Here is a 12,694-nt window from a genome sequence, read left to right as displayed (position 1 = left end):
CACAAAATTCACTCAATAGCAATATGATTTCATAAATAATTCAACATAAAGGATAAAAAATGAAATTAAAAATAGCTTTAGCAACATTAGTTACTGCAGGTTTTGTTTTTGCACAAGATATGATTGTAGGAGTTAATGCTTTACCAGCAAATTCTAAAAATTTCATACAAAAACATTTTACAGGTTCAAACATTGCTTTAGTTAAACAAGATATTGATAGCTTTGATGTTTATTTAGACAATGGAACTGAGCTTGAGTTTTTTATCAATGGAGATTGGAAAGAAATCGATGCAAAATACAGACCAATTGATACTTCTTTTTTAAGTCCAAATGTTTTAGCAACGATTAAAAAAATGCACCCAAATGCAAGTATAATTAAAGTTGAAAAAGAAATTCAAGGTTATAAATTTAAACTTAATAATATGATGGAAATTTATACTGATGTAAATGGAAATTTCTTAGGACAAAAATTTGATGATTAGAATTTAAGCTAAGCTTTTTTGCTTAGCTTTTATAAGAATTTAGAGCAAGCTCTTGTATACTATAATTAGCAACTCTCTTGTAAGTAAAGCCTTTTTTCTCTAAAAAATCAAGTAAAATTTTCTCCATTTTTTCTAAAGCATTTAAGACTTCTTTTGAAAGTTCAAAACTCAATGGCTCTATACGCTTTGGCACGCAAGCTAAAATTTGAGTTTTAGGTAAATCTCCCATAAGTTCCATGTATTGTAAAGTTTGAAGCATTTCAACCTCATGCGCACTACCACTCCAATTAACTTTTTTTGGCATTGCATCATAAGGAAAGAAAAAAATATCTCCAATCTTAGCATCATCTGCTGCAATACAATCAATCACAATCATTTCATCATATTCGGCTATAATATAGCTAAGTTGTAAAGCCAAAGTTCCACCATCTACAAAACTCACCGAGTCTTTTTCATGATAAAACTTATAATTTTTTTCTAAAAGTTTGCAAAGATGAACGCCTAAGCCTTCATCTGCAAACATAATATTACCAATACCTAAAACTAGAAGTTTCAACGATTTTCTCTTACAAATTTATAACCACTAAAGATAGCATCTAAAGCACCATCTTTACCTTTAACTGAGTTAAATACAGCCATATAAATATGCACTGGAACAAAAATCAACACAACCCACATTAAAATTCTATGATAGGTTCTAACATCAGCCAATCCACCTAACATTACCTCAATAGGTCTTAAGATATTATATAAAAATCCACCCAAGCCTTCATGATATACATGCATATAAAGGATTAATCCTGTCAAAATAAGCCCAAACATAACAAGATAAAAGAAAAGGTAAGTTACAAATTGCAAAGGATTGTATACACCTTGTAAATGCGGGTGCTTTCCTAGGAAAATGTAAAATTTAATCTGCTCTATCCATAATTTTACATTAAAAATATCTTTTATACTCTTTCTCTCACCATCACTTTTTGAATCAAAAAAGAACAAATATGTTTTAAAAATCACACAAGCTATTAAGATAAAACCAAAAATTTGGTGCACCATGCGATATTTTGCCTGCATAAATAAAGTCGGTTCAGATGAAATAGATGGAGATTGAAATACATAAGAAATATAATACCCAGTCCCCACTAAAATCACGATTGCAACCGCTCTTAACCAATGTGTAAAACGAAGACCGATACTAAATTCGTATTCAGCCTTTCTGTTTGATTTTAAGGAATGTTTAGAATCCATACTAAAGTCCTTTCCTTATAAATTTACATTAACTTTATACTCGCTAAGATTATTACCTTTAGTATCCATTACATGTACTGCACATGCTATACAAGGATCATAAGAGTGAATAGCTCTTATTACTTCTAAAGGCTGTTTAACATCAGCTAGTTTCATACCAATAAGACATTGTTCATAGCTACCACCTACTCCATTTGCATCTTTTGGACTTGCATTCCAAGTAGAAGGAACTACTGCTTGCCAATTTTCAATTACACCATTTTTAATCCTACACCAATGGCTTAACGCACCACGAGGTGCACTTCCCATAAATCTACCTTTGTATTCTTTGTTTTTATCAATTACATAAGTAGTACAAGTGCTTTCATCTGTTTTTAAATTTTCAACCAAAGAATCAAATGCTTTTAAACCATGATCAGCAATAATTTTAGCTTCAATTGCTCTAGCTCCTGTTCTTCCTAAAGTGCTCATAAGTGCTTGAACTGGTAAATTCGTAGCTTTTAAGAAAGAATCAACCGCTTCTACTACAATTTTATTACCCTTAGCATAATTTACTAAAATATTTGCTAATGGTCCAACTTGCATAGGTAAATTTTCATATCTTGGAGCTTTAATCCAGCTATATTTGCCTTTAATATCAAATACCTTACTATGAACCATATTGCCTTTATCATCAATGCTTTCACCATCAATTAAGCCTGTATAGTTTGGATTAGTTTTACCATCATAAGGATGTAAAGCTTCATTGTCTGCATACCATGATCTTGTAGCTTCTTCGGTGATTTTAGCTTCATCTACTTCTTCAACCTTACTCAAATCACCATTTCTAATAATACCACCTTCAAACAACCATTCATCACTTGAAATTTGGAATTCTCTCTCAGTATAAAAGTTATTTACCCCTACATCATTTAATACACTTGCTTCTTTAGAGTAAGCTTTAGCTGCCATGATTAAATCCGGATAATAAGCACGATTAATAAAATCAGCTACTTCTTGGAATTTAGTCATATATTCAGCCATTCTTGATGGGTTTAAAAGATCCATAACACAAGTTACACCACCTACTGTTAAACTTTGTGGATGAGGATTTTTAGCACCAAAAATCGCCATAGCTTGAGCTATTGTTCTTTGAATTCTTAAACATTCTAAATAATGCGAAAGTGCAATAAGGTTTTGCTCAGGAGTAAAGCGATAAGTTGCGTGTCCATAATAAGCATTTGCAAATGGTCCAAGATTTCCTTTATCTACAAAGGTTTTTAGTCTTTGCTGAACTTCTAAAAGCTTATCTGCACCTGTTGCATAAGGCATATCAGTATATTTAAATGCTTCATCACTTGCTTTTTTTACATCAGCACTTAAAGCACTTACAACATCAACAAAATCAAGACCATGAAGTTGATAAAAATGTACAGGATGATCATGCATGTATAAAGCTGCATTCATTAAAGTTCTAGTTAAAACTGCATTTAGTGGCGGAGTAATACCTAAAGCATTTTCTACTGCGATAATCCCTGCTCTATAATGTGAAAAAGTACAAACACCACAAATTCTTTGAGTTAAAAAGCCTGCATCTCTTGGATCACGACCTTTTACAATAGTTTCAATCCCTCTCCATAAAGTCGATCCTGAATATGCTTCTTTAATGACATTATTTTCATCAACCACTACTTCAACTCTTAAATGTCCTTCTATTCTAGTAAGTGGATCTATAATAATTCTTTTTGACATTTTTAATCCTTATTTTTTTCTAATGAAGCAATTACAGCATGCGCAGCAACAGCTACGCCTGTTACACAAAGCACACCTATACCAATTTTATCTGAAATGCTATCAGCACCCAAGCCATAAACAGTATCAAATAATCTTCCTGCCATCACTTCTTCAAAAGGTCCCATAGTATCCCAAAAATCAGGTTCAGAACAGCCTATACAACCATGTCCTGCTTGGATTGGCCATGAAGTATGTTGATTAAATCTCTCTCTTGAGCAATTATTAAAAGTATAAGGGCCTTTACAACCTACTTTATAAAGACAATATCCTTTTTTTGCTCCCTCATCACCAAATTGTTGCACAAATTCACCCGCATCAAAGCGTCCTCTTCTTTCACAAAGATCATGAATTCTTAACCCATAAGCCCATTTTGGTCTATTATAGGCATCAAGTGCTGGCAATGTTTGATACAATATGTAATGAATCACATTACCTATAATATTTTTTTCACTTGGAGGACAACCTGGTACATTGATAACTGTTTTATTTGTTACTTTACTTAAGCTTACAGCATTGCTTGGATTAGGTCTAGCAGCTTGGATACCACCAAAAGCTGAACAAGTACCTATAGCAAAAATAGCTAAAGCATCATTACAGGCTTGTTCTGCTAATTGTCTTCCTGTTTTTCCATGTGGTCCTATAGTTAAAAAGTTTTCTGTAGCACCTGTTGGTATACCACCTTCTACCATTAAGATATATCTACCTTTATATTTTTCCATAGCAGCTTCAAGATTATGTTCAGCTTGCCAACCTGCAGCACCCATTATAGTTTCATGATATTCTAAAGAAATATGATCAAAAATCAAACTATCAATGGTAGGAGCATCACTTCTTAATAAACTTTCAGAACATCCTGTACATTCAGCCATATGAAGCCAAATCACTGGAAGTCTATCACTGAGCTCAGCAGCTCTTGCAACTACTGGAGTAAAGCTAGCAGGTAATGCTAAAAATGCAGTCATAGCACTAGCCCATTTCATAAAATCTCTTCTTGAAAAACCTGATTGCTCTAAGGCTTTAGAGATAGAAATCTCATTTTTCAAAAGAGGAAGTTTTTCTAATGCGTCTAAACGGCGATTAAAAATATCTAAATCACTCATTTGTTGTTCCTTAAATTATAGAAATATCATTAAAGATTTTAAAATATTTATTGTTAAGAATAGATAAAAAATGATAATTTTTTAATCAAATATACGAAGTATTTACAATTTAGTATTATTAAGATAATTTTACTCTAAATAAGCAAGTATTACACTTGCTTATTGTTTAACAATGATGATTTCATCATCTTTAGAATCTATAATAATCTCATCATTTTCATTTAATTCATCCGATAATATCATATCACTTAATTTATCTTCTACCATATCATACAAAGCTCTTTTTAATGGTCTTGCGCCAAAATCTACATCAAAACCAACTTTTGCTATTAAACTAGCAGCATTATCACTCAAGCTTGCTTTAATACCCCTATTTTCAAGACTTTTTTGCAAGGTATTAAAAAGCAATTTAACTATTTTTTTAGCTTCACTTTCTCCCAAAGGGTTAAAAGTGATAATATCATCTAAACGATTTAAAAACTCCGGTCTAAAAAAGTTTCTAAGAGCTTCTTTGATAGCTTTTTCTTTTTCTTCGCCCTTTAACTCCATAATAAAATTTGCACCTATATTAGAAGTTAAGATAATGATAGTATTAGTAAAATCAATCGTTACGCCTTTACTATCTGTAGCCCTACCATCATCTAAAATTCCCAAAAGTATATTAAATACATCTTTATGGGCTTTTTCTACTTCATCAAATAAAATCACACTATAAGGCTTTCTTCTAACAGCTTCAGTTAATTCCCCACCTTCTTCATGCCCTATATATCCTGGAGGTGCACCTAAAAGTCTTGATACACTGTGTTTTTCCATAAATTCACTCATATCAAAACGCACCATAGCTTTTTCATCATCAAATAAAAATTTAGCCAAAGCCTTCGCACTTTCTGTTTTACCTACTCCAGTTGGCCCTAAAAATAAAAAGCTTCCTATAGGCTTAGTTGCTTGATTTAACCCTGCTTTGTTACGCTTAATAGCTTTAGCTAAAGCACTCAAAGCCTCATCTTGCCCTATGACGCTTTCTTGTAAATACTCTTGAATATGTAAATATTTTTGTTTTTCAGAAGTGAGCATTTTTTGCACACTAATGCCTGTCCATTTACTTAAAATACCAGCTACTAAATCCTCATCTACTTGATTTTTAAGCAAAACTCCTTCTTGGGTCATTTGTTTCCATTTTTCTTCTAAATTTAAAACCTCTTTTTCGCACTCTAAAATTTTGCCATATTCTATTTCAGCAGCCTTTTGAAAATCTCCTTTATTTTTAGCCAAAATAGCTTCATTTTTTAAAGTATCGATTTCTTTTTTCTTTGCACTTATGCCATTAAATACTGCTTTTTCATTTTCAAATTTGGCATTAAGTTTGATTTGCTCTTCTTTTAAATTTGCTAATTCTTTTTTAATCTCTTCCAATCTTTTTTCATTAGCTTCATTTTCTTCCATTTTTAAAGCTTCATTTTCTACTTCCAAACTTTCAATTTGCTTTCTAACCTTTCTTAAAGAATTTGGCTCACTTTCTATTTGCATTTTTAATTCCGCTGCAGCCTCATCAATTAAATCAATCGCTTTATCAGGTAAAAATCTATTAGCTATATAACGCTTAGATAGCTTTGCAGCTGCCACTAAAGCACTATCATTAATAGTTACATTATGATGAATTTCTAATTTTTCTTTTATACCTCTAAGCATAGCCAAAGCTTCATTTACACTAGGTTCAGCTACATTTACAGGCTGAAATCTTCTTTGTAAAGCTGCATCTTTTTCAAAATATTTTCTATATTCTTTTAAGGTTGTAGCACCTATAGTATGGAGTTCACCTCTTGCTAAAGCAGGTTTTAAAATATTTGCTGCATCCATGCTCCCTTCATTTGCACCTGCACCTACAATGGTGTGAATTTCATCTATAAATAAAATTACATTCTTATGTTTTATTACTTCATTTACAACAGCTTTTAATCTATCTTCAAATTCACCTCTGTATTTTGCTCCTGCTATTAAAGCACTCATATCTAAAGCTATAACTTTTTTATTTTGCAATGAAGTAGGAACATCTTTTTTTACTATCCTTTGTGCTAAAGCTTCCACCACAGCAGTTTTTCCTACCCCTGGCTCACCTAATAAAATAGGATTATTTTTAGTTTTTCTGATTAAAATTTGCATTAATCTTTGAATTTCTTCTTCCCTACCTATAACAGGATCAAGCTCATTGTTTTTAGCTTTCATAGTCAAATCAATACCAAATTTAGATAAAGAATCAAGTGTTTCATCACTTGTTTTAGTTTCTATTTTAGCTCCTGCTCTAATAAATTCCAATTCTTTTTTAAACTCATTTAAATCTACAAATTTAGACAAAAGTTCCTTAATAACCCCGCTAGCACTTTCTGAAACAAGCCACATATCCACAGCTAAATAACTATCTTTATTTTCTAAAGCCAAGCCTTTTGCTTTTTCTAAAGAATTAATAAATTCATTTGAAAATTTAATATTGTCTTTATTTACATTTGAGCTAGTAGGAAAAGATGAAATTTTACTTTTTACTTCTAACTCAAATGCCTCTTTAGAAACATTTAATTTATTAAAAACTTGATTAAGCAAACTGGAGCTATCAACACTTAAAGCCCATAATAAATGCAAAGGTTTTATTTCGCTATTCTTAGAATGAATGGCCAAAGAAATTGTACTTTCTATATTTGAAAGCATAGAATCTGTTAAAAAATCTTGTATATTTGCCATTTTTACTCCTTTTTACTTTTATATGAAGTGTATTATATAACTTTAGTCTATTATTGTCAAGTTTATTTAGTTATATTTATAAATAATTTTTTATATATACACGCTAATATCATAAAAATATTTACTTTATTTACGATTTTTTAAGCAAAAATAACTAAAATTAGATAATTATTTTATGAATTCATATTTATTTTGGAGTTTTTCCTTTGAAGACAAAAAGAAATCTTATTATCGCAGCTAGCATTTGTAGTTTAATAACCGCTTCTTTTATTTTTACTAACTTGCAAGCTAAAAATCCTGCTCCTAGCGAAGCAGAAAAAAAAATAGAAGCTTTATCTAAACTTACAAGAACTATGTCTATCATAGAACAATATTATGTTGATGATGTTAATTATACAGATTTGGTTGATAAATCCATAGCAGGTTTACTTACAAATTTAGATGCCCACTCTTCCTTCTTAGATGAAAAAGGTTATAAAGAGCTTAAAGAACAAACTAATGGGGAATTTGGTGGACTTGGCTTTACTATTACCCAAAAAGATGGAGCAATTAGTGTTGTAGCTCCTATAGAAGGAAGTCCAGCGGATAAGGCAGGTATTAAAACTGATGATATTATCTTAAGAATTAATAACGAATCAACTTTAGGTATGACTTTAAATGAAGCTGTTTCTAAAATGCGTGGAGAGCCTAAAACAAAGGTTACTCTAACTATTTATAGAAAAGGCGATGCAAAGCCATTTGATGTAAATTTAAAAAGAGATATCATAAAAGTAGATAGTGTTTATACAAAATTAATTGAAAATGAAAATTTACTTTATTTAAGAGTGACTAATTTTGATAAAAATGTTGTAGATGAAGCTAGTAAAGCGATCAAAAAACATTCTGATACAAAAGGAATTATACTAGATCTTAGAACCAATCCAGGCGGTATTTTAAATCAAGCAGTGGGTTTAGTAAATCTTTTTGTAGATAAAGGAGTAATCGTTTCACAAAAAGGTAAAATTGAAAGCGAGAATGTAGAATTTAAAGCAAATCCTAGTAAAAAAATCACTAATGCACCTTTAGTAGTGCTTGTAAATGGTGGCAGTGCAAGTGCGAGCGAGATTGTAAGTGGGGCTTTGCAGGATTTTAAACGCGCTATTATCATAGGAGAAAAAACCTTTGGAAAAGGTAGTGTGCAACTTATATTACCTATGGATGAAAAAGGTAAAGAAGGCTTGAGACTTACTATAGCAAAATATTATTTACCAAGTGGTAGAACTATACAAGCTGTTGGAGTTAATCCTGATATAGAAGTATTTCCAGGAAAAGTAAGTAAAGAAGAAAATCACGGCTTTGAAATCAAAGAAAGTGATCTTAAAAAACACTTACAAGCTGAACTAGATAAAATCGGACATCAAGAAAAGAAAAAAGACAACAAAGAAGATAAAAATATCATTACCAAAGAACAAATTAATAATGACATACAACTAAAAACCGCAATAGATGCAATTAAAATTTTAAACATTACAAAAGGAGAGTAAAATGGCTATGAAATTAGATCTTTTATATGAAGGAAAAGGTAAAAAAATGTTTAAAACTGATGATGAGAATTTACTCATCACAGAATTTAAAGATGATTTAACAGCTTTTAATGCAGAAAAAAAGGGTAATGAAGCAGGAAAAGGTGCATTAAATTGTAAAATTAGTACTGAAATTTTTCATCTCTTAGAAAAAGAAGGCATTAAAACCCATCTAGTAGAAACCATCAGCGAAAAAGAACAAATTGTTAAAAAATGTAATATTATACCCATTGAAGTTATTACTAGAAATGTAGCTACAGGATCTTTAACAAAAAGATTAGGCATTAAAGAAGGCACGATTTTACCTTTTGCTGTAGTTGAGTTTTGTTATAAAAATGATGATTTAGGTGATCCTATCATCAATGATGAGCATTGTTTGATTTTAAATCTAGTAAAAAGTGAAAAAGATTTAGAATTAATCAAAAATACCGCAAGACATATCAATTCTATTCTAGTAAAATTCTTTGAATCTAAAGGCTTAAGATTGATTGACTTTAAATTAGAATTTGGTATTGATAATGAAGGAAATATGATCTTAGCTGATGAAATTAGTCCTGATAGCTGTAGATTTTGGGATAGCAAAACTAATGAAAAATTAGACAAAGATCGCTTTAGACAAGACTTAGGTAATGTAAAAATGGCTTACGAAGAAGTCTTAAAAAGAATTTTAAGTTAGGAAAAATAATGAAAGTAACTATAAATATCACACTCAAAAATGGGGTTTTAGATCCTCAAGGCAAAGCCATAGAAAAGGCTTTGCATTCTTTGGATTTTAATAATATTGCAAATGTTAAAACCTCAAAACAAATTAGTTTTGATATAGCTTGTGATGATGAAGAAGAAGCTTTTAAACAAGTTGATTTAATGTGTAAAGAATTACTTGCAAATACTGTGATAGAAGATTATGAGATAATATTATGAAAGTAGCTATTATTCGTTTTCCTGGAACTAATTGTGAGTTTGATACAGCTTATGCCTTTGAAAAATTAGGGGTAAAAACTGAAATCATTTGGCATGAAAGACAAGATTTTAGTGCAGATTTAATCGTATTACCTGGAGGTTTTTCTTATGGAGATTATTTAAGATGTGCTGCTATTGCAAAACTTGCTCCTGCTATAAAAACACTTAAAGAGCATGTTCAAAAAGGTGGATATGTTCTAGGTATATGCAACGGCTTTCAAATTTTATTAGAACTTGGACTTTTAAAAGGAGCTATGAAACATAACAATAGTTTAAGTTTTATTTCTAAGATGCAAGCATTGCAAGTAGTATCAAATAATAATGCTTTTTTGAAAAATTTTCAAAAAAATGATATCATAGAATTACCTATTGCCCATGGAGAAGGAAATTATTTTAATAGCGAAGATGGTATTAAAATGCTAGAAGATAAAGATATGATCTTACTAAGATATATCAACAATCCAAATGGATCTTTAAGTGATATAGCAGGAATTTGCGATGAAAATAAAAAAGTCTTTGGATTAATGCCACATCCTGAAAGAATGTGCGATGATATTCTTGGATCAAAAGTAGGACTTAAAATGTTTGAAGGATTTTTAAATTGCTAAAAACCTTCAAATTTTTTTGTCTTTTTTTACTAACTTTTAACTTATATGCTCAAGAAAATAGTGTTTTTGAAGATTATAACACTTTAGAAAAAAATTACAATCAATTAGATGATCAAGCTAAGCAAATTTATCAAACCATCGCTCCAAGTGATGAGAGTAATTATGAAAGTAAAATCGATGATGAAAATTTCATCCCTCAAGGTTCTTTAGTATTAAACGCAAAAGAATACACCGATGAAGCCTATATAGATGAGGCTTTTACTATAGATCTTGAGGTTATTACCACAACTAATGTGAGTTTTGATTTAAATGTGAGTTTTGAAAAAAGTGATGATATGCTTTGGATAAATCCTAATCCTATTTGGGAACAAAAGGCTAATTCATATCATACAAAATTATGGTTTGAAGCTAAAAGTTTAAATGCTAGTTTAAACAAAATCATCGTTTCATTAAGCAGAAATGATCATATTTTTCAAAGCTCATCATTAATTATAAAGCCCATTAAACTTAAAAAAATCGATGCTCCTTCTAATAAATACTCACATATAGTTGCAAGCAATTTGGAAGTTAAACAAGTAAAAGCGAGTAGTTTTGATAATGATAGTATAATTTTATTTATAGAACTTGCAGGTGAAAACACAAATCTAGCAAGTTTTAACATAAAAGATATTCAAAAACAAGGTGTAGAGGCTATTAAAGGCGATTTTGAAAAACAAAGTGGATTTTATTATGCTATTTTAGATAAAAGTAAAACGCGTTTTGATTTTTCTTACTTTAATTTAAATTCTAAAGAATTAAAAGATTTTTCCTTAAAAATAGAACTTAAAGAAGATAGCATAAGTACACAAAGTGATTTAAATCCAAAAACTAATGATTTTAATTTTTACAAACAAGTTTTTTTATGGAGCTTGTGTGGTATTTTCGCTTTATGGTTTGTATTTAAAAAAAGCTATACGGCTTTAGGTTTGGCAATTTTGGCTCTAATAGCAAGTTTTTTAGCTCAAAATAACATATATAAAGCTATATTAAAAGCTGAAAGTAAAGTACAAATTTTACCAACTCTAAACTCAACTCATTTTTATTCTGGGAAATACAAACAAGAAGTAGAAGTGTTAGATTCAAGAGATGAATACAGAAAAATTTTATTTAATAATGGAAAAATAGGCTGGGTGAAAAGTGAAGATTTATCAAAGATTTAAAGCTTTAATATTTTGGGTAGAATTTATTTTATCTATTATATTTTTATGTATTGCCTTTTTATTATTGCAATCGCAAGAAAAAATTTGGAAAATCAGAAAAGTATGGTCAAAACTGCAAAAATATGTAATAAACTATAAAATTCAAACCCAAGGTTCTATACACCCTCAAGCTAATTTGCTTTTAATCAATCATCAAAGCTTGCTAGATATAGTTATTTTGGAAGATTTATGCCCAAAAAATATATCTTGGATAGCTAAAAAAGAACTAGGCGAACTCCCTGTTTTTAAAACTTTGATTAAAAAACCAAAAATTATTTGTATAGATAGAAGTCCAAAAGGCCTAGTAAAGCTTTTAAAAGAAGCCAAAGAAAGATTAAACGAGGATAGAATTTTAGCCATTTTTCCAGAAGGCACAAGATCTAAAACACAAAAACTTTTAAAATTTAAAGTCGGAGCTAAAATTTTAAGTGAAAAGCTTAAGTTAAAAGTCCAGCCTGTGGTAATTGTTGATTCAGCTAAAATTTTAGATACCCAAAATTTTAGCGCAAATAGTGGTGTTTTAAAAGTGGTATTTCTGGATCTTGTTGATACAAGTAAAGATGATTGGCTTGAGCAAACTAGAGAAAAAATGCAAACAATCTTAGATAGCGAAAGGTCACAAGCTTGATTGGTACGATTTTAGCTGTAGGTTTTGGAGGCTTTTTAGGGGCCATATCCAGAATGCTTACTAGCAACTTTTTTAATAAAATCATTCCTCATAACTTTCCTTATGGGACATTAATGGTCAATATAATAGGATCATTTTTAATAGGTTTATTTTTTTCTTATGTAAATTCTAAAGGTGTGCATATTTTTACTAAAAATTTAATTAGCACTGGTTTTTTGGGTGCCTTTACAACTTTTTCAACTTTTTCTTATGAAAATTTGTTATTTTTGCAAAATGGTGATTATTTTCACTTTTTTATAAATATTATTTTAAATGTTATCCTTTGTCTTTTGGCAGTATGGATTGGTTTTTTAATTTTTAAATAA

At 30.1% G+C, this 12,694-nt stretch carries 13 protein-coding genes; 8 read left to right on the top strand and 5 right to left on the bottom strand.

From position 1 onward, the window contains the following. The first annotated feature begins 59 nt into the window (after positions 1-59). Positions 60-482, top strand: a complete 423-nt coding sequence (locus tag L8X50_RS02480) for a PepSY-like domain-containing protein (protein WP_133318931.1) — start codon at positions 60-62, stop codon at positions 480-482. A gap of 22 nt (positions 483-504) precedes the next feature. Here L8X50_RS02480 and L8X50_RS02475 read toward each other — a convergent pair whose 3' ends face one another. The 5 genes from L8X50_RS02475 to L8X50_RS02455 form a co-directional block, all read right to left on the bottom strand. Further along, positions 505-1,038, bottom strand: a complete 534-nt coding sequence (locus L8X50_RS02475; protein ID WP_258107367.1) for a HyaD/HybD family hydrogenase maturation endopeptidase — start codon at positions 1,036-1,038, stop codon at positions 505-507. Further along, entirely contained in the window at positions 1,035-1,727 is a 693-nt protein-coding gene (gene cybH / locus L8X50_RS02470; protein ID WP_258107368.1) for a Ni/Fe-hydrogenase, b-type cytochrome subunit, read from the bottom strand. The genes L8X50_RS02475 and cybH overlap by 4 nt, the downstream gene beginning before the upstream one ends. A 15-nt stretch (positions 1,728-1,742) precedes the next feature. Beyond that, positions 1,743-3,458 carry a nickel-dependent hydrogenase large subunit gene (locus L8X50_RS02465; protein WP_263660314.1) on the bottom strand — a complete coding sequence of 572 codons (1,716 nt, stop codon included), beginning with the start codon at positions 3,456-3,458 and terminating at the stop codon, positions 1,743-1,745. Positions 3,459-3,460: 2 nt separating this feature from the next. Beyond that, positions 3,461-4,600, bottom strand: coding sequence for a hydrogenase small subunit (locus L8X50_RS02460; protein ID WP_133318935.1), 1,140 nt, complete (start codon positions 4,598-4,600; stop codon positions 3,461-3,463). 159 nt (positions 4,601-4,759) lie between these two features. Further along, entirely contained in the window at positions 4,760-7,333 is a 2,574-nt protein-coding gene (locus L8X50_RS02455; protein ID WP_263660313.1) for an ATP-dependent Clp protease ATP-binding subunit, read from the bottom strand. 206 nt (positions 7,334-7,539) lie between these two features. Here L8X50_RS02455 and L8X50_RS02450 point away from each other — a divergent pair, with 206 nt between their 5' ends. The 7 genes from L8X50_RS02450 to crcB are packed head-to-tail and all read left to right on the top strand — an operon-like array spanning position 7,540 to position 12,694. Further along, complete coding sequence (locus L8X50_RS02450; protein WP_318529583.1) at positions 7,540-8,856, top strand: S41 family peptidase; 1,317 nt, start codon at positions 7,540-7,542, stop codon at positions 8,854-8,856. Positions 8,857-8,863: 7 nt separating this feature from the next. After that, positions 8,864-9,571, top strand: a complete 708-nt coding sequence (gene purC, locus L8X50_RS02445; RefSeq protein WP_133318981.1) for a phosphoribosylaminoimidazolesuccinocarboxamide synthase — start codon at positions 8,864-8,866, stop codon at positions 9,569-9,571. Positions 9,572-9,579: 8 nt separating this feature from the next. Further along, positions 9,580-9,816, top strand: coding sequence for a phosphoribosylformylglycinamidine synthase subunit PurS (gene purS / locus L8X50_RS02440; RefSeq protein WP_263660312.1), 237 nt, complete (start codon positions 9,580-9,582; stop codon positions 9,814-9,816). After that, positions 9,813-10,463 (top strand): phosphoribosylformylglycinamidine synthase subunit PurQ, encoded by a 651-nt coding sequence (gene purQ / locus L8X50_RS02435; protein WP_263660311.1) that lies wholly within the window; start codon positions 9,813-9,815, stop codon positions 10,461-10,463. Before purS ends, purQ begins: the two co-directional genes overlap by 4 nt. After that, positions 10,457-11,662 (top strand): hypothetical protein, encoded by a 1,206-nt coding sequence (locus tag L8X50_RS02430; protein WP_263660310.1) that lies wholly within the window; start codon positions 10,457-10,459, stop codon positions 11,660-11,662. The genes purQ and L8X50_RS02430 overlap by 7 nt, the downstream gene beginning before the upstream one ends. Further along, positions 11,640-12,329, top strand: a complete 690-nt coding sequence (locus L8X50_RS02425) for a lysophospholipid acyltransferase family protein (protein WP_263660309.1) — start codon at positions 11,640-11,642, stop codon at positions 12,327-12,329. Before L8X50_RS02430 ends, L8X50_RS02425 begins: the two co-directional genes overlap by 23 nt. Beyond that, positions 12,326-12,694 (top strand): fluoride efflux transporter CrcB, encoded by a 369-nt coding sequence (gene crcB / locus L8X50_RS02420; protein ID WP_220566236.1) that lies wholly within the window; start codon positions 12,326-12,328, stop codon positions 12,692-12,694. The genes L8X50_RS02425 and crcB overlap by 4 nt, the downstream gene beginning before the upstream one ends.

The sequence above is a fragment of the Campylobacter sp. CNRCH_2013_0898h genome (assembly GCF_025772965.1).
Classification (GTDB): domain Bacteria; phylum Campylobacterota; class Campylobacteria; order Campylobacterales; family Campylobacteraceae; genus Campylobacter_D; species Campylobacter_D lari_D.
This window is presented reverse-complemented; position numbering and strand designations above follow the sequence as displayed.